This is a genomic window from Pseudomonas sp. 3MA1 (assembly GCF_029237275.1).
Classification (GTDB): domain Bacteria; phylum Pseudomonadota; class Gammaproteobacteria; order Pseudomonadales; family Pseudomonadaceae; genus Aquipseudomonas; species Aquipseudomonas fluorescens_AP.
The window spans coordinates 118,668-137,736 of record NZ_JAACFX010000001.1 but is presented as its reverse complement, the minus strand read 5'-3'; the positions used below and the strand labels follow the sequence as shown (position 1 = coordinate 137,736).

Annotated in this window: 16 protein-coding genes; 4 read left to right on the top strand and 12 right to left on the bottom strand. The window is 60.4% G+C overall.

From position 1 onward, the window contains the following. Positions 1 to 5 precede the first annotated feature (5 nt). The 11 genes from lpxD to rpsB form a co-directional block, all read right to left on the bottom strand. Positions 6 to 1,061: a UDP-3-O-(3-hydroxymyristoyl)glucosamine N-acyltransferase gene (gene lpxD, locus GWQ44_RS00590; protein WP_275926429.1), complete on the bottom strand. Its 1,056-nt coding sequence runs from the start codon at positions 1,059 to 1,061 to the stop codon at positions 6 to 8. Positions 1,062 to 1,064: 3 nt separating this feature from the next. Next, complete coding sequence (locus GWQ44_RS00585; protein WP_016964695.1) at positions 1,065 to 1,568, bottom strand: OmpH family outer membrane protein; 504 nt, start codon at positions 1,566 to 1,568, stop codon at positions 1,065 to 1,067. A 45-nt stretch (positions 1,569 to 1,613) separates the two neighbouring features. Then, positions 1,614 to 4,001: an outer membrane protein assembly factor BamA gene (gene bamA / locus GWQ44_RS00580; RefSeq protein WP_016964696.1), complete on the bottom strand. Its 2,388-nt coding sequence runs from the start codon at positions 3,999 to 4,001 to the stop codon at positions 1,614 to 1,616. Between the two features lie 74 nt (positions 4,002 to 4,075). Beyond that, positions 4,076 to 5,428, bottom strand: coding sequence for a sigma E protease regulator RseP (gene rseP / locus GWQ44_RS00575; protein ID WP_275926428.1), 1,353 nt, complete (start codon positions 5,426 to 5,428; stop codon positions 4,076 to 4,078). A gap of 48 nt (positions 5,429 to 5,476) precedes the next feature. After that, the gene (gene ispC / locus GWQ44_RS00570) at positions 5,477 to 6,667 is read right to left on the bottom strand and encodes a 1-deoxy-D-xylulose-5-phosphate reductoisomerase (protein ID WP_016962582.1); all 1,191 of its coding nucleotides are present in this window, start codon (positions 6,665 to 6,667) and stop codon (positions 5,477 to 5,479) included. Beyond that, complete coding sequence (locus GWQ44_RS00565) at positions 6,664 to 7,470, bottom strand: phosphatidate cytidylyltransferase (protein WP_047302043.1); 807 nt, start codon at positions 7,468 to 7,470, stop codon at positions 6,664 to 6,666. Before GWQ44_RS00565 ends, ispC begins: the two co-directional genes overlap by 4 nt. After that, positions 7,470 to 8,225 carry a polyprenyl diphosphate synthase gene (gene uppS, locus GWQ44_RS00560; protein WP_047302041.1) on the bottom strand — a complete coding sequence of 252 codons (756 nt, stop codon included), beginning with the start codon at positions 8,223 to 8,225 and terminating at the stop codon, positions 7,470 to 7,472. Before uppS ends, GWQ44_RS00565 begins: the two co-directional genes overlap by 1 nt. A gap of 15 nt (positions 8,226 to 8,240) precedes the next feature. Beyond that, positions 8,241 to 8,798 (bottom strand): ribosome recycling factor, encoded by a 558-nt coding sequence (frr, locus tag GWQ44_RS00555; protein WP_011059527.1) that lies wholly within the window; start codon positions 8,796 to 8,798, stop codon positions 8,241 to 8,243. Then, the gene (gene pyrH, locus GWQ44_RS00550) at positions 8,795 to 9,538 is read right to left on the bottom strand and encodes a UMP kinase (protein ID WP_011059526.1); all 744 of its coding nucleotides are present in this window, start codon (positions 9,536 to 9,538) and stop codon (positions 8,795 to 8,797) included. The genes frr and pyrH overlap by 4 nt, the downstream gene beginning before the upstream one ends. 207 nt (positions 9,539 to 9,745) lie before the next feature. Next, positions 9,746 to 10,612: a translation elongation factor Ts gene (gene tsf / locus GWQ44_RS00545; RefSeq protein ID WP_016962579.1), complete on the bottom strand. Its 867-nt coding sequence runs from the start codon at positions 10,610 to 10,612 to the stop codon at positions 9,746 to 9,748. 203 nt (positions 10,613 to 10,815) lie between these two features. Beyond that, positions 10,816 to 11,553: a 30S ribosomal protein S2 gene (rpsB, locus tag GWQ44_RS00540; protein WP_011059524.1), complete on the bottom strand. Its 738-nt coding sequence runs from the start codon at positions 11,551 to 11,553 to the stop codon at positions 10,816 to 10,818. 407 nt (positions 11,554 to 11,960) lie between these two features. Between rpsB and map the strand changes: the two genes are divergently transcribed. From map to dapC, 3 genes are read left to right on the top strand one after another with little or no spacing between them, the layout of a single operon-like run. Beyond that, on the top strand, positions 11,961 to 12,743 hold the full coding sequence (gene map / locus GWQ44_RS00535; protein ID WP_016962578.1) for a type I methionyl aminopeptidase: 783 nt from the start codon (positions 11,961 to 11,963) through the stop codon (positions 12,741 to 12,743). Positions 12,744 to 12,791: 48 nt separating this feature from the next. Further along, complete coding sequence (locus GWQ44_RS00530; RefSeq protein ID WP_016962577.1) at positions 12,792 to 15,494, top strand: [protein-PII] uridylyltransferase; 2,703 nt, start codon at positions 12,792 to 12,794, stop codon at positions 15,492 to 15,494. 38 nt (positions 15,495 to 15,532) lie between these two features. Beyond that, a complete protein-coding gene (dapC, locus tag GWQ44_RS00525; protein ID WP_047302037.1) occupies positions 15,533 to 16,732 on the top strand; it encodes a succinyldiaminopimelate transaminase in 1,200 nt (399 codons plus the stop codon). Positions 16,733 to 16,804: 72 nt separating this feature from the next. Here the strand turns inward: dapC and GWQ44_RS00520 are convergent, their stop codons facing one another. Then, a complete protein-coding gene (locus GWQ44_RS00520) occupies positions 16,805 to 18,451 on the bottom strand; it encodes a Na+/H+ antiporter (protein ID WP_275926427.1) in 1,647 nt (548 codons plus the stop codon). Between the two features lie 237 nt (positions 18,452 to 18,688). On the opposite strand from GWQ44_RS00520, the gene GWQ44_RS00515 reads away from it, so the two are divergent. Beyond that, positions 18,689 to 19,051, top strand: coding sequence for an ArsC family reductase (locus GWQ44_RS00515; protein ID WP_011059519.1), 363 nt, complete (start codon positions 18,689 to 18,691; stop codon positions 19,049 to 19,051). Positions 19,052 to 19,069 lie beyond the last annotated feature (18 nt).

The following is a 19,069-nucleotide window of genomic DNA, read 5'->3' as shown; positions in this document are numbered from 1 at the left end:
TGGTATCAGCCATCTGATGAAGCATTGCCGTCAGGGGTCACGCCCCCAACGCGCTTTTCCAACTGACGCAGGCGTCGCGCAAGATCATCGAGCTGACGGATGCGTGCAGCGCTCTTGCGCCACTCGGCAGCAGGTTGCATGGCTGTACCGGAAGAGTAGGCACCCGGCTCGGTAATCGAGTGAGTCACCATGGTCATTCCAGTGAGGAATACGTTGTCACAAATATCGATGTGCCCGACCAGGCCCACACCGCCGGCGAGCATACAGTGCTTGCCGATCTTGGTGCTGCCGGAAATCCCCACACAAGCGGCCATGGCGGTGTGATCACCGACCTGAACGTTGTGGGCGATCTGAATCTGGTTATCGAGTTTCACGCCATTGCCGATGACGGTGTCGGCCAGGGCACCACGGTCGATGGCGGTGTTGACGCCGATCTCGACATCGTCACCGATGGTCACGCCGCCAATCTGCGCGATCTTCTGCCAGACGCCTTTCTCGTTGGCAAAACCAAAACCTTCGCCCCCCAGCACCGCGCCCGACTGGATAACCACTCGTTCACCGATGCGCACGTCGTGGTACAGGGTGACCCTTGGAGCCAGCCACCCGCCCTCGCCGATCTCGCAGCGGGCGCCGATAAAGCAATGAGCGCCGATGGTCACTCCGGCGCCGATGCGGGCACCACCTTCGATCACCGCAAACGGGCCGATGCTGGCTGTTGGATCCACCTGAGCATCAGCGGCAATCACCGCAGACGGGTGAATACCGGTCGCTGCTTTGGGCTTGGGGTCGAACAGATGGGAAATACGGGCGTAGGACAGGTAAGGATCGGCCACCACCAAGGCGTCGCCGGCATAGGCTTCGGCATCAGCGGCTTTCAACAACACCGCGCCGGCCTGGCAGTCCACCAGGTACTTGCGATATTGCGGGTTTGCCAAAAAGCTCAACTGAGCTGGGCCAGCCTCCTGCAAGGTGGCTAGCCCAGTGATTTCCTTCTCCGCGTCGCCACGCAAGGTGGCGCCGAGGAACTCGGCCAGCTGGCCGAGCTTTATAATCGCGGTCATGGCTTACTTCAGCTGATTCATGCGCTCGATGACTTGGCGAGTGATGTCGTACTGAGGTTTGACATCGATCACTGCGCCACGCTCGAAGACCAGATCGAAACCGCCTTTCTTGATGACTTCTTCAACTGCGCTGTCCAGCTTCGGCTTCAGTTGCTTGAGCATCTCGCGGTCAGCAACAGCCTTGGCTTCGTTCAGTTCCTTGGACTGGAACTGGAAGTCACGTGCCTTTTGCTTGAACTCAAGCTCCAGACGTTCACGTTCGCCCTGCTGCATCTTGTCGCCACCGGCCACCAGACGATCCTGGATGCCCTTGGCGCTGCTTTCCAGGGTTTTCAGCTTGGTCAGTTGCGGACCGAACTTTTTCTCGGCGTCCACTGCGTACTTCTTCGCCGCATCGGATTCCAGCAGTGCCATCTGATAGTTCAGAACGGCGATTTTCATTTCGGCAAACGCCGGGCTCGCGACCAGAACGGAGGCCAGGAGAACCAATTGAGTCAACTTACGCACGATGCACTCCTACAAAATCCATTGTCGTTATCTTGGGTCAGGCTATTAGAAAGTCTGACCGAGGGAGAATTGGAACACCTGGGTCTCAGCGTTATTCGGTTTCTTCACTGGCATTGCCAGGGCGAAGCTCAGTGGACCCAAGGCCGTAACCCAAGTCACACCGACGCCCACGGAGCTGGCCAGATTGCTGAGGCTGATGTCATTGCACTGCGTGTTGGAGGAAACGCCGTTGGTATTTTTCACGTTCGAACATTTGGAATCGAACACGTTACCCACATCCCAGAACACCGACGTCCGCAGGGAACGCTGATCCTTGACGAATGGCAGTGGGAACAACAGCTCGGCACCACCTTGGATCAAGACGTTACCACCGAACGGCAGCGGGTCCTGATCAGTGTCATAAATCGTTCCAGCATTACCAGTTACAGCAGCACCACGACTTGGGGTACTACGCGGACCCAAAGTGCTGTCCTTGAAACCGCGCACCGAGTTGAAACCACCAGCATAGTAGTTCTCGTAGAACGGCAAACCATTGGTTGAACCATAACCATCACCGTAGCCAAGCTCGGTATGGAAGCGCATGGTGTAGTTTTCAGTCAGCGGCTGGAACATCTGGCCACGGTAATCAAGCTTGAAGAACGAAAGATCGCTACCCGGGGTAGTGGCTTCCAAGACCAAACTCTGAGAGTGGCCTCGGGTGGCCAGCACACCTTTATTCAAGGTCGATTCGGACCAGCCGGCGGACGCCTTGAAGTTCAGGTAGTTGCTGCCCTGTTGATTCACGAAGTCGAAAATCTCGTCGACGGTGTATTGACCAGTCTTGATCTTGTCTTGCTGCGCAGTCAGGCCGAAGGTCAGACGCGAAGTCTCACTGATCGGGTAACCCACGCTGACACCGGCACCCAGGCTGTCCACCGCATAGCTGGCCACGTTGACGTCGAGGTCTTTGTAGTCAGTGGTGCGATAGAAGGCGTTGTAGCCCAGGCTCACGCCGTCGGCAGTCCAGTAGGGGTCAACGTAGCCGAAGTTGTAGCGGCTCTGGTACTCGCTGCGGGTCAGGCCGATGCTGACCTTGTTACCGGTACCCAGGAAGTTGTTCTGAGTGATCGAACCACCGAGGATCAGACCGGCACTCTGGGCGAAACCGACGCTGGCGGTGATCGAACCGGAGGCTTGCTCTTCTACCGCGTAGTTCACGTCAACCTGGTCATCGACACCCGGGACGGCCGGAGTCTCGACGTTGACCTCCTTGAAGAAGCCCAGGCGCTCCAGACGAGTCTTGGACTGGTCGATCAGGTAGGTCGAAGCCCAGCCACCTTCCATCTGACGCATTTCACGACGCAGCACTTCATCCTCGGACTTGGTGTTGCCACGGAAGTTGATACGGTTGACGTAGGCACGCTTGCCCGGATCCACCACGAAGGTGATGTCCACTGTGTGATCTTCATCGTGGGGCTGCGGCACGCCGTTGACGTTGGCGAAGGTGTAGCCCTCGTTACCGAGACGACGAGTGATCAGTTCGGAAGTGGTGGTCATCAGCTTGCGCGAGAAGACTTGCCCCTTCTCCACCAGCAACAGGGCCTTGACCTGGTCTTCAGGGACTTTCAGGTCGCCGCTGAGCTTGACGTCGCGAACGCTGTACTTCTCGCCTTCGTTGACGTTGACAGTGATGTAGACGTGCTTCTTGTCCGGGGTGATGGACACCTGGGTCGAAGCGATATCCATGTTGATATAGCCGCGATCGAGGTAATAGGAACGCAGACGCTCCAGGTCACCGGACAGTTTTTCACGGGCGTATTTGTCGTCGTTCTTGAAGAACGACAGCCAGTTGGTGGTCTTGAGCTCGAACAGGCCGATCAGGTCTTCGTCAGGGAAAACCGTGTTGCCCACCACGTTGATGTGCTGGATGGCGGCGACCGTACCTTCGTTGATCTTGACCTTCAGGCCAACCCGGTTGCGTGGTTGCGGCACCACTTCGGTTTCAACGGTAGCCGAGTAACGACCCTGGGCGACATATTGACGCTGCAGTTCGTTACGCACGCCTTCGAGAGTCGCACGCTGGAAGATCTCGCCTTCGGCCAGGCCGGACTGCTTCAGGCCCTTCATCAGGTCTTCGGTAGAGATCGCCTTGTTGCCTTCGATCTCGATACTGGCAACCGACGGCCGTTCGACTACCGTGATGACCAGGACGTTGCCATCGCGGCCCAGCTGGATGTCTTGAAAGAAACCGGTTTTGAACAGCGCACGAGTGGATTCCACCAGGCGACGGTCGTCCGCCTGCTCGCCGACGTTCAACGGCAAGGCACCAAAGACGCTACCCGCGGAAACGCGCTGAAGGCCGTTGACGCGGATATCGGAGATAGTGAAGGACTCGGCGTGAACTTCGGCGATCATCAATACGGTGAGAACCGCAGTTAGCAGCAGACGTTTCATGAAGTCCTTTCTTATTCCAACTGGCAATAAACAAACTGCCGCAAAATGCGGCAGATTCGCAATTCAGCGAAGCGTTACAGACGACCCAGATCGTTGACCAGAGCAAGCAGCATGACTCCGACCACCAAGCTGATACCGATCTGTATCCCCCAACCTTGCACCCGATCCGACAAGGGACGACCACGCGCCCACTCGATCAGATAAAACAACAAATGCCCCCCATCCAGTACCGGGATGGGCAACAAATTCAGAACACCCAGGCTAATACTCAGATAAGCAAGGAAATTCAAGAAATCAGCAATGCCCGACTGGGCAGAAGCGCCCGCCACTTTAGCAATGGTTATCGGTCCACTCAAGTTTTTTACCGAGAGCTCGCCGAACAACATTTTCTTCAGTGATTCCAGGGTCAGGACGCTCATGATCCAGGTCCGCCGGGCCCCTTCGCCAATGGCCTCAAGCGGACCGTAACTGACCTCGCGGAGCATCTCCGGCGGCCAGTCTACCGCCTTCACCCCGGCCCCAAGGTAACCGCTGGGCGCCTTGCTTTCGCCGCGACTGGCCAAAGTTACCGGGATCTCGACCTGAGCACCATCACGCTCCACTTGCAGCACAATCTTGCTGCCAGGATGCGTCCGCACCCAATCGACCACTTGCTGCCAGTCATTGAGCGACTGCCCATCAAGGGCCAGCAGACGATCACCACTTTTCAGGCCCGCGGCCTGGGCCGGGCCTTTCGGGTCCAGCTCAGCCAGCACCGGCGGCAACGCCGGCCGCCATGGGCGAATCCCCAGGGAACGGATAGGGTCCGGCTCATCAGCCCCCTTGAGCCACTTGTCCAACACCAGCTGACGGGGCGACTCCGCAGTCGCGCCCTGCTCGCGCACCAACACCTGCAGAGCGCCACTTTCACCCAAACGACGCACCAACTGCAGATTGACCGCAGCCCAGCCGGAGGTCGGCTCACCATCGATGGCGATGATTTCCTGACCGGCGGCAAGACCGGCCTGCGCGGCGATACTGCCCGCCTCGACATCACCGATAACCGGCCGCACCTGCTGGCTGCCCAGCATCGCCAGGCCCCAGAAGAACACCAGCGCCAGGAGGAAATTGGCAATCGGACCTGCGGCGACAATGGCGATACGCTGGCGAACCGATTTGCGATTGAAGGATTGATCCAGCTCCTCGACCGCCACATCGCCTTCACGCTCATCGAGCATTTTCACGTAACCGCCCAGCGGAATGGCGGCGATCACGAACTCAGTGCCACGACGATCGTGCCAGCGCAGCAGCGGCATGCCGAAGCCCACGGAGAAGCGCAGCACCTTGACGCCACAGCGGCGGGCGACCCAGAAGTGGCCGAATTCGTGGAAGGTGACCAGCACGCCCAGGGCTACCAGGGTGCCGACAATCATATAGAGCGCGCTCATCTACTTTCTCCGCAATCCGGTTCGCCGCCACTCGCGCGGTCGCGCATCCTATCGCCCGTTACGCTGCAACCATTGTTCCGCCAGGCTCCGGGCCTTGGCGTCCGCCGCAAACACCGCATCGAGTTCATTGACTGCGACTACAGGCTCACGGACCAAAACTTCGTCGATGATACTCGCGATTTCCGGATAACGGATGCGCCGTTCGAGAAACGCCGAAACCGCCACTTCGTTGGCCGCATTGAGCATCGCCGGTGCACTACCTCCCGCCTCGGCAGCCTGACGCGCCAGCCGCAGGCAAGGAAACCGCTGCTCGTCGGGCGCTTCGAAGTCCAGACGGGCAATCGCAAACAGATCCAGCGGCGCAACACCGGAGTCAATACGCTCCGGCCAGGCCAGGGCATTGGCGATCGGCGTGCGCATATCAGGATTACCCAACTGCGCCAGCACCGAACCGTCGACATAATCCACCAGGGAGTGAATCACGCTCTGGGGATGCACCACCACTTCAACCTGTGAAGGCCTGGCATCGAACAACCAGCAGGCCTCGATCAGCTCCAGGCCCTTGTTCATCATGCTCGCCGAATCCACGGAAATCTTGCGCCCCATGGACCAGTTCGGATGGGCACACGCCTGCTCGGGCGAGACACGCTCAAGCTCGGCCAGCGGCGTCTGACGGAATGGACCGCCCGAGGCCGTCAGCAGAATCCGTCGCACCCCGATTGCCCCCAATCCCCGAGAGAAGTCGGCGGGCATGCACTGGAAGATCGCATTGTGCTCGCTGTCGATGGGCAGCAGCACCGAACCACTCTTGCCCACCGCCTGCATGAACAGCGCGCCGGACATCACCAATGCTTCCTTGTTGGCCAGCAGAATCTTCTTGCCAGCCTCGACAGCGGCCAGGGTCGGACGCAAACCCGCCGCCCCGACAATCGCCGCCATCACCGCATCGACCTCAGGCGCCGACGCGACGTCACACAAACCTTGCTCACCCACCAGAACCTGGGTCGACAGACCGGCAGCCCGCAGCTCTTCCTGCAAGCGGCTGGCGGCGGCCACCTCCGGCACCACCGCAAAGCGCGGCACGTGGCGAATGCACAATGCCAGCAACTCCGCCAGACGACTGAACCCGGTGAGGGCAAACACCTGATAGCGCTCCGGATGACGGGCAATCACGTCCAAGGTGCTCAGACCTATGGAACCCGTAGCCCCCAGAACCGTTACCTGCTGGACAGCACTCACAGTCCGGCCATCCACAGCAGCACCGCAAACACCGGGATAGCCGCCGTCAGGCTGTCGATCCGATCGAGCACGCCACCATGACCCGGCAACAGGTTACTGCTGTCCTTGATGCCCGACTGACGCTTGAACATGCTCTCGGTCAGATCACCGACCACGGAAATAAACACCACGATGGCTGCTCCCAGCAGCCCCAGCAGGATCTGCCCGACACTCCAGTCACGCACCAACCCGACCACGGCAGTGATCACCAGGCTCAAGGCCAGGCCGCCGTAGACGCCTTCCCAGCTCTTGCCAGGACTGACCTGGGGCGCCAGCTTGCGCTTGCCGAAAGCCTTGCCGGAAAAATAGGCACCAATGTCCGCGCCCCACACCAGCACCATGACCGACATGATCAACCAGTTACCCAGTGGCAGCTGCTTGATGAACACCAGGCCCTGCCAGGCCGGCAACAGGATCAACAGACCAATCACCAGCTTGGGCGCGACTCCCGACCAGTGCTCGCTGGTGCGCGGATAAGTCAGCACCAGGAACGTCGCCACCGCCCACCACAGCACCGCGGCGCCCAGCACCCAAGGCGCAACGCCCGGAGCCAGGTGCATCACCAACAGCATCGCCGCCACCACCAGGGCAAAGGCGACCCGAGCCGGCTGCGCTTCGAAACCGGCCAGGCGCGCCCACTCCCAGGCTCCCAGGCTCACCACCAGACCGATGAACAAGGCAAACCCCGACCCTTCCAGCAGGAAAAACCCGCACAGAGCGATCGGCAGCAGGATCAGTGCCGTAATGATTCGTTGTTTAAGCATTAAACCCGGGCTCCAGCCTCGACCTGCTCGCTCGTCTTACCGAAGCGCCGCTGGCGAGATGCGTAATCGGCCAGCGCATTGCGCATGGCTTCGTGTTTGAAGTCCGGCCAGAACAGGTCGGAGAAATACAACTCGGCATAGGCCAGTTGCCACAGCAGGAAGTTACTGATGCGATGTTCGCCACCGGTACGGATGCACAAGTCCGGCAATGGCAGATCGCCGGTTGCCAGGCAGGTCTGCAACAGGCCCGGAGTGATGTCCTCGGGCCGCAGATGACCGGCCTGGACCTCGCGCGCCAGGCGCTGGGCTGCCTGGGCGATATCCCACTGCCCGCCATAGTTGGCGGCAATCTGCAGGATGAAACGATCAGGACCGGCGGTAATGGCTTCCGCCTCGCGCATCGCCGCCTGCAGTTCGGGATGAAAGCGCGAACGATCGCCAATGATCCGCAAGCTGATGTTGTTCTCGTTGAGGCGCTTGGCCTCACGACGCAACGCCTTGAAGAACAGGTCCATCAAGGCGCTGACTTCATCAGCCGGGCGCTGCCAGTTTTCACTGGAAAAGGCAAACAGGGTCAGCACCTCGACCTTGGCCTCAGCGCACACTTCGATCACTGCACGTACCGCATCGACACCCGCCTTATGCCCGGCAACACCCGGCATGAAGCGTTTTTTGGCCCAGCGGTTATTTCCGTCCATGATGATCGCGACATGGCGCGGCACCGAGGACAACACGGACTGCTTGGTCTTTTCCATGAAAACGCCTGACCCTTAAACGGCCATCAAGTCCTTTTCTTTTTCCTCAGTCGCCTTGGCGATCTGAGCTTCAAAGTCCTTGATCAGCTTGTCGATTTCGGCGCTGCCACGGCGCTCTTCGTCTTCGCTGATTTCCTTGTCCTTGGTCAGCTTCTTCAACTCGCCCAGGGCATCGCGACGAATGTTGCGCACAGCAACCCGTGCATCCTCGGCGGCGGCACGCGCCTGCTTGGTGAAGCCCTTGCGGGTTTCCTCGGTCAGCGGCGCCATCTTGATCAGCAGCAGCTCGCCCAGGTTGGTCGGGTTGAGGTTAAGACCGGCACTGCCAATGGCCTTGTCGATAGCACCGAGCATGTTGCGCTCGAACGGCACGACCTGCAGGGTCTGGGAGTCTTTCACGGTCACGTTGGCAACACCGCTCAACGGCGTGTCGGTACCGTAGTAAGGCACCATCACACTGCCCAGGATACTGGGGTGCGCCTTGCCGGTGCGGATCTGGCCGAATGCATGGGCCAGCGATTCCAGGGACTTCTTCATGCGTTCCTGGGCGTCTTTCTTGATTTCGTTGATCATTGTTCGCCTTCCTCGATCAGGGTTCCTTCAGCGCCACCGTGCACGATATTCAGCAGGGCGCCGGGCTTGTTCATGTTGAATACCCGCAGCGGCATCTTGTGGTCGCGGCACAGGCAGATAGCCGTCAGGTCCATCACTCCCAGCTTGCGATCCAGCACTTCATCGTAAGTCAGATGATCGAACTTCTCGGCATGCGGGTCCTTGAACGGGTCTGCAGTGTAAACACCGTCGACCTTGGTTGCCTTGAGCACGACATCGGCATCGATCTCGATGGCGCGCAGGCAGGCTGCGGAGTCGGTAGTGAAGAACGGGTTACCGGTACCGGCCGCGAAAATCACCACTTCTTTGGAGTTCAGGTGGCGCATGGCCTTGCGACGGTCATAGTGATCGGTCACACCCACCATCGAAATAGCGGACATCACGATGGCCGAGATATTCGCACGTTCCAGCGCATCGCGCATGGCCAGGGCGTTCATCACAGTGGCCAGCATGCCCATGTGGTCGCCCGTGACCCGATCCATCCCGGCTGCGCTCAATGCGGCGCCACGGAACAGGTTGCCACCACCGATCACCAAACCTACCTGGACACCGATGCCAACCAGTTGGCCGACTTCCAGCGCCATGCGATCGAGCACCTTGGGGTCGATCCCGAACTCTTCCGAGCCCATCAGGGCCTCGCCGCTAAGCTTGAGTAGAATGCGTTTATAGCGAGCTTGATAACCACTGCCCTGCTGAGCCATTGCGAATCTCTCCTGCGGCGTATTTAAAAATTCTTTGCGGGCTGTTTTCAGCCTGCGTTCACTCTAGCGTGACGCTGTCACAGCGCCATCAGAACACGACTTTGTAAACCGGTTCCGAGGTAAAACAACAAAATTGCCCTGCCCATTTGAAAAGAGGCTGCGCGCGTGAGCGGGCAGCCTCTTCTGGGCGACAGTTGAAAAACCGTCTTACTGTTGCTTGGCAGCAGCCAGCTGTGCAGCGACTTCTTCAGCGAAGTTGTCTTCTTTCTTCTCGATGCCTTCACCTACGGCGAAACGAGTGAAGGAAACGATTTCAGCGCCGCCTTTCTTGGCCAGAGCACCTACGGTGACTTCTGGATCCTTGACGAACGCTTGCTCAACCAGGCTGGCTTCAGCCAGGAACTTGCTGATACGGCCAGCGATCATTTTCTCGACGATTTCGGCTGGCTTGCCTTTCATCTTGTCTTCGTTCAGCTGCAGGAACACAGCTTTTTCGCGCTCGATGGCTTCGGCAGAAACCTGCGAAGGCAGCAGGAACTCAGGGTTGCTTGCCGCTACGTGCATGGCGATGTCTTTGGCCAGCTCAACGGAGCCGCCCTTCAGAACGACCGCAACACCGATCTTGTTACCGTGCAGGTAAGTACCGACCACGTCACCTTCAACGCGAGCCAGACGACGGATGTTGACGTTCTCGCCGGTCTTGCCGACCAGGATCAGACGATCAGCTTCTTGAGCTTCGATCAGCGGAGCGGCGTCGGTCAGCTTGTCAGCGAACGCTTTTTCAACGCTGGCAGCAACGAATGCCTTGAAGTCGTCCTGCAGAGCCAGGAAGTCGGTCTGCGAGTTCACTTCCAGCAGGACGGCGGCTTTACCGTCGTCCTTGATGGCGATTGCGCCTTCAGCAGCCACGTTGCCTGCTTTCTTGGCAGCCTTGATGGCGCCGGAAGCACGCATGTCATCAATGGCTTTCTCGATGTCGCCGCCGGCCTTGGTCAAGGCCTTTTTGCAATCCATCATGCCTTCGCCGGTACGCTCGCGCAGTTCTTTGACCAACGCTGCAGTAATCTCTGCCATTTTCAAAATCCTCTTGGATAGGTTTTCAACCATTCCACCCGATCGAACGGGCGTTCAATTCTTGGGCGCTGCCCCGAATTCATTTCATAACAGCCCCGGATGACAGAATCTGTCGGGGCGCGACGACGAAATGATTTTCGAGTTGGCAAAAAGGGGGCCAAGCCCCCTTTTTGCGTGCTGAGTAAACGCTAAGCGTCAGTTACTCAGGCTTCAGCCGCCGGTGCTGCAGCTTCTTCGAACACTTCGGTGCCGCCAGCAACGTTGTTGCGACCACGGATCACAGCGTCAGCCATCGAACCCATGTACAGCTGGATGGCGCGAATGGCGTCATCGTTGCCTGGGATGATGTAGTCAACGCCTTCCGGGCTGCTGTTGGTATCGACAACGCCGATGACCGGGATGCCCAGCTTGTTGGCTTCGGTGATCGCGATGCGCTCGTGATCAACGTCGATCACGAACAGTGCGTCAGGCAGGCCGCCCATGTCCTTGATACCACCCAGGGAACGATCCAGCTTTTCCAGATCGCGAGTGCGCATCAGCGCCTCTTTCTTGGTCAGCTTGGCGAAAGTGCCGTCTTCTGCCTGCACTTCAAGGTCACGCAGACGCTTGATGGAAGCACGGATGGTTTTGTAGTTGGTCAGCATGCCGCCCAACCAGCGGTGATCGACGTACGGCGAACCGCAACGTGCTGCTTCTTCAGCAACGATCTTGCCAGCGGAACGCTTGGTGCCGACGAACAGAATCTTGTTTTTGCCCTGGGCCAGACGCTCTACGAAAGTCAGAGCTTCGTTGAACATTGGCAGGGTTTTTTCAAGGTTGATGATGTGAATCTTGTTGCGCGCACCGAAAATGTACTTACCCATTTTCGGGTTCCAGTAACGAGTTTGGTGACCGAAGTGCACACCGGCCTTCAGCATATCGCGCATGTTGACTTGGGACATGATAGTTCCTTAATAAGTCGGGTTAGGCCTCCACGTATCCCAATGACCAACCAACAGCATGTGCTGAGGGCACCCAGGTCATCGTGTCGACACGTGTGTGGGTTTGGGCTTTTCGGGGCATCCCCGGAAAGCGGCGCATTTTATACCACAGCAAGGGCCAAAACGGAACCCGGATTCACATCCGCCGATCCCTGGAGTTTTTGCCCAGTTGTTGGAATCAGCCCAGAATGCGCCATTGTATGCAGACAAGCGCCAGCAGAACCTCAGATTTACACTGAGCGTCTGTTAGAATCGCACCTTTGCGGCTTCCGAAAACCTCACTGATTCCATCCCGGCGCCAGCCTTGCCGGGGCAGGTTTTCAAGCCATTCCGTGTATATCGCGCCACTGAGCGCCAAGAGAGCCTGTATGACCGTCACCCTCAAAACCCCCGAGGACATCGCAAAAATGCGTGTCGCCGGCAAACTGGCCGCCGAAGTGCTGGAAATGATTGCCGAGCATGTCAAACCCGGTGTCACCACCGAAGAACTGGATCGCATCTGCCACGACTACATCGTCAATGTGCAGGGCGCCATCCCGGCACCGCTGAACTACAAGGGCTTCCCCAAGTCGATCTGCACCTCGATCAACCACGTGGTGTGCCACGGCATCCCCAATGAGAAGCCGCTGAAGGATGGCGACACCCTGAACATCGACGTCACCGTCATCAAGGACGGCTACCACGGCGACACCAGCCGCATGTTCCACGTCGGCAACGTGCCGGTCTGGGCCGAGCGCCTGTCGCAGGTGACCCAGGAGTGCATGTACAAGGCCATCGAACTGGTGAAGCCGGGCTGCCGCCTGGGCGACATCGGCGAAGTGATCCAGAAGCACGCGGAAAAGAACGGCTTCTCGGTCGTCCGCGAATTCTGCGGCCACGGCATCGGCAAGGTGTTCCACGAAGAGCCGCAGATCCTGCACTACGGCCGCGCCGGCACCGGCATGGAACTCAAGGCCGGCATGACCTTCACCATCGAGCCGATGATCAACCAGGGCAAGGCCGACACCAAGGTACTGGGCGATGGCTGGACCGCCATCACCAAGGACCGCAAGCTCTCGGCACAGTGGGAACACACCCTGCTGGTCACCGAGACCGGCTACGAGATCTTCACCCTGCGCAGCGATGACACCATCCCCCGGGTATCTGCCTGACCCACAACGCCGCGTCCCGACCTAATAGATAGAAAGGAAAGCCAATCGATGCCGCAGGTGGATCCCGAACTCTTCGACCGTGGCCAGTTCCAGGCGGAACTGGCACTGAAGGCCAGCCCCATCGCCGCCTTCAAGAAAGCCATCCGCCAGGCACGGGAAGTGCTCGACAACCGCTTTCGCAGCGGACGGGAAATCCGCCGGCTGATCGAGGATCGCGCCTGGTTCATCGATAACATCCTGCAAAAGGCCTGGGACCAGTTCACCTGGAGTAAAGAGGCCGACATCGCCCTGGTGGCGGTCGGCGGCTACGGCCGCGGCGAGCTTCACCCCTATTCCGACATTGATCTGCTGATCCTCCTGGACAGCGCCGATCACGAGATCTTTCGCGACTCCATCGAACGTTTCCTCACCCTGCTCTGGGACATCGGCCTGGAAGTCGGGCAAAGCGTGCGTTCGGTGGACGAGTGCGCCGAGGAGGCCCGGGCCGACCTGACGGTGATCACCAACCTAATGGAAAGCCGCACCATCGCTGGCCCCGAGCACCTGCGCCAGCGCATGCTGGACGTCACCAGCACCGCGCACATGTGGCCGAGCAAGGACTTCTTCCTGGCCAAGCGCGCCGAACAGAAGGCCCGCCACCACAAGTACAACGACACCGAATACAACCTGGAGCCCAACGTCAAAGGCTCCCCCGGCGGCCTGCGGGATATCCAGACCATTCTCTGGGTCGCCCGCCGCCAGTACGGCACCCTGAACCTGCGAGCCCTGGCCGGCGAAGGCTTCCTGGTGGAAAGCGAAAACGCCCTGCTGGCCTCCTCCCAGGAGTTCCTGTGGAAGGTCCGCTACGCCCTGCACATGCTCGCCGGTCGCGCCGAAGACCGTCTGCTGCTGGATCACCAACGCTCCATCGCCGAGCTGCTGGGTTTCAGCGGTGAAGACGTCAAGCAGTCGATTGAAAGCTTCATGCAGCAGTACTACCGGGTGGTGATGAGCATCGCCCAGTTGAGCGACCTGATCATCCAGCACTTCGAAGAGGTGATCCTCGCCCCCGAGGACGAAGCCCCGCCACAGCCGATCAACGCGCGCTTCCAACTGCACGACGGCTACATCGAGGCGATCAACGACAACGTGTTCAAACGCACGCCGTTCGCCATGCTGGAAATCTTCGTGCTGATGGCCCAGCACCCGGAGATCAAGGGCGTGCGCGCCGACACCATCCGTCTGCTGCGTGAGCACCGGCACCTGATCGACGACGACTTCCGTCACGACATCCGCAACACCAGCCTGTTTATCGAGCTGTTCAAGTGCGAGATCGGGATTCATAGGAACCTGCGGCGGATGAACCGCTACGGCATCCTCGGGCGCTACCTGCCGGAGTTCGGCTTCATCGTCGGACAGATGCAGCACGACCTGTTCCACATCTATACCGTAGACGCTCACACGCTGAATCTGATCAAGCACCTGCGCAAAATGCAGTACACGCCGATCTCCGAGAAATTCCCCCTGGCCAGCAAGCTCATGGGCAAGCTGCCCAAGCCCGAGCTGATCTACCTGGCCGGCCTCTACCACGACATCGGCAAGGGCCGCCACGGCGACCACTCGGAGATCGGCGCGGTGGATGCCGAGGCCTTCTGCGTGCGCCATCAACTGCCTCTGTGGGACACCCGGCTGATCGTCTGGCTGGTGCAGAACCACCTGGTGATGTCCACCACCGCCCAGCGCAAGGACCTGTCCGACCCGCAGGTGATCCACGACTTCGCCCAGACCGTGGTCGACCAAACCCGCCTCGACTACCTCTACGTGCTGACGGTCGCCGACATCTACGCCACCAACCCGACCCTGTGGAACTCCTGGCGCGCCAGCCTGTTGCGCCAGCTCTACACCGAAACCAAGCGTGCCCTGCGCCGCGGCCTGGAAAACCCGGTGGACCGCGAAGAGCAGATCCGCCAGACCCAGAGCGCCGCCCTGGACATCCTGGTGCGCAACGGCACCGACCCGGACGAAGTCGAGCAACTCTGGTCGCAACTGGGAGACGACTACTTCCTGCGCCACACCGCCGGCGATGTGGCCTGGCACAGCGATGCAATCCTCCAGCAGCCGGCCGACGGCGGGCCACTGGTGCTGATCAAGGAAATCACCCAGCGCGAGTTCGAAGGCGGCACCCAGATCTTCATCTACGCCCCGGACCAGCATGACTTCTTCGCGGTGACCGTGGCCGCCATGGACCAGCTCAACCTGAACATCCATGACGCGCGCATCATCACCTCCAGCAGCCAGTTCACCCTCGACACCTACATCGTCCTGGACAACGACGGCGAGTCCATCGGCAACAACCCGCAACGGGTCGAGCAGATCCGCAAAGGCCTGACCGACGCCCTGCGCAACCCCGACGACTACCCGACCATCATCCAGCGCCGGGTGCCGCGACAGCTCAAGCACTTTGCCTTCGAGCCCGAGGTGACCATCCACAACGACGCCCAGCGCCCGGTGACCGTGCTCGAGCTCAGTGCCCCGGATCGTCCGGGCCTGCTGGCGCGGATCGGCAAGATCTTCCTGGAGTTCGACCTGTCGCTGCAGAATGCCAAGATCGCCACCCTGGGCGAGCGCGTGGAAGACGTGTTCTTCATTACCGATGCGCACAACCAGCCCCTTTCCGACCCCCAGCTGTGCAGCCGCTTGCAGGATGCGATCGTCGAACAGTTGAGTGTCAGCCACGAACCGACTCTCGAAACGACCCGCTTGAGCATCTGAAGGGTCCGAACCGCCGCTTTGAGTGAGAAAACGCACCGATGAACAACGCTCTGAACCAGTTGCAGCCCTACCCGTTCGAAAAGCTGCGGGCCCTGCTCGGCACCGTGACGCCCAACCCGGACAAGCGCCCCATCGCCCTGTCCATCGGCGAGCCCAAGCACCGCTCGCCGAGTTTTGTCGCCGAAGCCCTGGCCAGCAACCTCGATCAGATGGCGGTCTACCCCACGACCCTGGGCATCCCGGCCCTGCGTGAAGCCATCGGCGGCTGGTGCGAGCGACGCTTTGGCGTGCCAAGCGGCTGGATCGACCCGGCGCGCAACGTGTTGCCGGTCAACGGCACCCGCGAAGCCCTGTTCGCCTTCACCCAGACCGTGGTCAACCGCGGCGACGACGCCCTGGTGGTCAGCCCCAACCCGTTCTATCAGATCTACGAAGGCGCAGCCTTCCTCGCCGGAGCCAAGCCGCACTACCTGCCGTGCCTGGACGAAAACGGCTTCAACCCGGATTTCGACGCCGTACCGGCCGAGATCTGGCAGCGCTGCCAGATCCTCTTCCTGTGCTCCCCGGGCAACCCCACCGGCGCACTGATTCCGCTGGACACCCTGAAAAAGCTGATCGCCCTGGCCGACGAACACGACTTCGTGATCGCCGCCGACGAGTGCTACAGCGAGCTGTACTTCGACGAACAGACCCCGCCGCCGGGCCTGCTCAGCGCCTGCGTCGAACTGGGCCGCAAGGACTTCAAGCGTTGCGTGGTGTTCCACAGCCTGTCCAAGCGCTCCAACCTGCCGGGCCTGCGCTCCGGCTTCGTGGCCGGCGACGCCGAGATCCTCAAGGGCTTCCTGCTGTACCGCACCTACCACGGCTGCGCCATGCCGGTGCAGACCCAACTGGCCAGCGTCGCCGCCTGGAACGACGAAGTGCACGTGCGCGCCAACCGCGCCCTGTACCGCGAGAAGTTCGACGCGGTGCTGGCGATCCTCGCGCCGGTAATGGACGTGCAGCGCCCGGATGGCAGCTTCTACCTGTGGCCCAACGTGGCCGGGGATGACGCCGCCTTCTGCCGCGACCTGTTCGAGCAGGAGCACGTGACCGTGGTTCCGGGCTCTTATCTGTCGCGGGATGTGGACGGCACCAACCCCGGTGCCGGACGTGTGCGCATGGCGCTGGTCGCGCCGCTGGCGGAGTGTGTGGAAGCCGCGGAACGGATTCGCGATTTCGTGTTGCGTCGCGCGTGAGGCCCTTCGTCGGCAAGCCGGCTCCTACACCCTCTCTGTAGGAGTCGGCTTGCCGACGAAAGCTTCATTCGTTCACTTCACCACCCCCAGATTCGCCTCGCTCAAATCCAGGTCCGCCAACACCTCACGCAGTACGTCGTCACCAATCTGGTGATGCCGACTCAGGCGGTACAGCTCCAGGCGTTGCGCGCGCAGGGCCTTGAGCCGCAGGCGGCGCTCCAGCAAGTCCATCTGCAACGCCAGGGCCTGGGCCTCGGCGGAGTCGTTGTAGACCTCCAACTGATGCCGGTACTCGGCCATCAAGCGCCCCTTGAGCTCGGTGGCCAGCGCCGCTTGGGCCGCATCCGGAACCTCACTGGTTTCGGCCACTTCCTCGGCTTCCAGGGCATGGATGGCCGCCTCGGCGGTCTTGCGCCAGGCATCGCGAACTTCGCCGCGGCGTTTGTCGTCAGGGCTTTTGACAATGCCGCGCAACAGCAGCGGCAAGGCGATGCAGGCCGCCACCAGGGACAGCAGGATCACCCCGGCGGCAATGAAGATCAGCAGGTCGCGCTCGGGAAAGGCTTCGCCAGCACCGAGCAATAGCGGCACCGACATCACGCCCGCCAGGGTCACCGCCCCGCGCACCCCGCCCACGGTAAGCAGCCAGCAGGAACGCGCGGTGGGCACCAGGGTCAGTTCGCCCTTGCCACGCCAGCGCCGCAGCAGCCCGGACAGGCGCCAGATGCTCTGCACCCAGATAAAGCGCAATACCAACAGCACCAGGAAAATCGCCAGCACATCCAGGCAGCGATAGAACAGGGTCGGCCAGAGTGAGGTTTCATGACTGACCACGGCCTTGATGATGTCCGGCAGTTGCAGTCCCAAGAGCAGGAAAATCAACCCGTTGAAGGCAAACTCCAGCAGCGACCAGACACTGCGATTGAGCAGTCGGGTGCTGGTCTGGCGCGGCAGCAGGTCGAGCCAGCTCTGCATCATCCCCGCCGCCACGGCGGAAAGGATGCCCGAGGCCCCCAGGCGCTCGGCCAGCACATAAGCGGCGAACGGCAACAGCAGCATTAACACCACATGGGTCGCCGGGTCGTCCCAGCCGCGGGCGATCATCCAGGCCCGCAGGCGCCCGACCAACCAGCTCAGGGCCACGCCGACTGCCAGCCCACCCACCGCCACCAGGACAAAGGTCAGGCTGGCATTGGCCAGGGAAAACACCCCGGTCACGGCCGCCACCAGGGCGAACTTGAAGGTCACCAGGCCCGAGGCGTCGTTCATCAAGGCCTCGCCCTGGAGCATGTGCATCAGCGGGGTCGGCAGACGGTTCTGGGAAATCGCCGACACCGCCACGGCGTCGGTGGGCGACAGCACCGCGGCCAGGGCAAAAGCCACCGGCAGAGGAATGGTCGGCAGCAGCCAGTGAATGAAGTACCCGGCCCCGACCACGGTAAACAGCACCAAACCCACCGCCAGGGTCAGGATCGGCCCCCGCAAACGCCAGAATTCACGCTTGGGCATGCGCCAGCCATCGGAAAACAGCAGCGGTGGCAGGAACAGGAAGAGGAACAGCTCAGGGTCCAGGGCCACGTGCAAACCCAGGGTCGGCCAGGCCAGCAAGGCCCCGGCGATAATCTGTACCAGGGGCAAGGGCAATGGAATCACCCGGCCCACCAGCCGCGACAGGCTCACCAGCATCAGCAGGATGAGGACGGTATAGGCAGTCTGCATAAAGCGAAAATCCATGACTCAACAAGAAAAATCGTACCGACCTCTGCCGAGAATCGCCGACGAAGTGCCATATTAGCCGCTTAAACTTGCTGCTGACCGCTGCACATAAGTCGCAAGCCCCACGCCCTGCCACGCAACAACCTGCGACAAAGCCGATTTCAGGCCGACGCCGAAGCGCTGCGGTCGTGGCATAATCCGTGACCTTTGATCTCCAGCATATCCAAAGGGGGCAATTCCTTGACCGCTTCAAGCAAAACCTTGCACCTTTTCGGCATCAAAGCCTGTGACACCATGAAAAAGGCGCGCACCTGGCTCGATGAACACGCTGTCAGCTATGACTTCCACGATTACAAAACCTCCGGCATTGACCGTGAGCACCTGAACCAATGGTGCGACGAGCACGGTTGGCAGGTGGTGTTGAACCGCGCAGGCACGACCTTTCGCAAACTCGATGACGAAAGCAAAGCCGATCTCGACCAGGCGAAAGCCGTTGAACTGATGCTCGCGCAACCCTCGATGATCAAGCGCCCGGTGCTCGATCTCGGAGACAAGACCCTGATTGGCTTCAAGCCAGACCTTTACGCAGCGGCGCTCAAGTAAGCCTGCTCACTCTATTTC

Coding starts and splice junctions, on each gene's coding strand:
- frr (WP_011059527.1), bottom strand. CDS start 8,798: ATGATCAACGAAATCAAGAAAGACGCCCAGGAACGCATGAAGAAGTCC.
- GWQ44_RS00520 (WP_275926427.1), bottom strand. CDS start 18,451: ATGCAGACTGCCTATACCGTCCTCATCCTGCTGATGCTGGTGAGCCTG.
- map (WP_016962578.1), top strand. CDS start 11,961: ATGACCGTCACCCTCAAAACCCCCGAGGACATCGCAAAAATGCGTGTC.
- GWQ44_RS00565 (WP_047302043.1), bottom strand. CDS start 7,470: ATGCTTAAACAACGAATCATTACGGCACTGATCCTGCTGCCGATCGCT.
- rpsB (WP_011059524.1), bottom strand. CDS start 11,553: ATGTCCCAAGTCAACATGCGCGATATGCTGAAGGCCGGTGTGCACTTC.
- GWQ44_RS00530 (WP_016962577.1), top strand. CDS start 12,792: ATGCCGCAGGTGGATCCCGAACTCTTCGACCGTGGCCAGTTCCAGGCG.
- rseP (WP_275926428.1), bottom strand. CDS start 5,428: ATGAGCGCGCTCTATATGATTGTCGGCACCCTGGTAGCCCTGGGCGTG.
- lpxD (WP_275926429.1), bottom strand. CDS start 1,061: ATGACCGCGATTATAAAGCTCGGCCAGCTGGCCGAGTTCCTCGGCGCC.
- uppS (WP_047302041.1), bottom strand. CDS start 8,225: ATGGAAAAGACCAAGCAGTCCGTGTTGTCCTCGGTGCCGCGCCATGTC.
- tsf (WP_016962579.1), bottom strand. CDS start 10,612: ATGGCAGAGATTACTGCAGCGTTGGTCAAAGAACTGCGCGAGCGTACC.
- dapC (WP_047302037.1), top strand. CDS start 15,533: ATGAACAACGCTCTGAACCAGTTGCAGCCCTACCCGTTCGAAAAGCTG.
- bamA (WP_016964696.1), bottom strand. CDS start 4,001: ATGAAACGTCTGCTGCTAACTGCGGTTCTCACCGTATTGATGATCGCC.
- pyrH (WP_011059526.1), bottom strand. CDS start 9,538: ATGGCTCAGCAGGGCAGTGGTTATCAAGCTCGCTATAAACGCATTCTA.